The organism is Corynebacterium sp. UBA4397, from assembly GCF_002390965.1.
Taxonomy (GTDB): Bacteria; Actinomycetota; Actinomycetes; order Mycobacteriales; family Mycobacteriaceae; genus Corynebacterium; species Corynebacterium flavescens.
Window position 1 is genome coordinate 1 of sequence record NZ_DGRD01000053.1, and the last position, 313, is coordinate 313.

At 61.0% G+C, this 313-nt stretch carries 1 pseudogene; it reads right to left on the reverse strand.

Annotated features, from left to right (window positions below):
- Positions 1 to 313, reverse strand: a pseudogene (locus B2696_RS10815) (HNH endonuclease); the annotation flags it as partial.

Consider the following 313-nt stretch of genomic DNA (forward strand, 5'->3'; position numbering starts at 1 on the left):
AACCTGCTCGCTGGGCCTGGCGCATAGCTCTACGCGTAGGTTCCATGCGCCTAGTTGCACTTTGGCGCGGCGGGCAAAGGATTCGATCTGGCGCAGAGTGCTCAAGGTGTGCCCGTTGCGCCTGGCCGCATTAACGGCCGAGCGCTGCTTGCCCGTATAAGGCGTGGAGCCAAAATAGATGGCGTGCAGGCTTAAAAGCTCGGCGGCATCCTGTGTGCTGGCCCCCATCTTTTCAAGGTCTGGGGCAGACAGCCCCGAGCACTCGGCAACGAGGTCAACACCCCGGCCAAGTTGTGCGAAATACTCCTGCAAG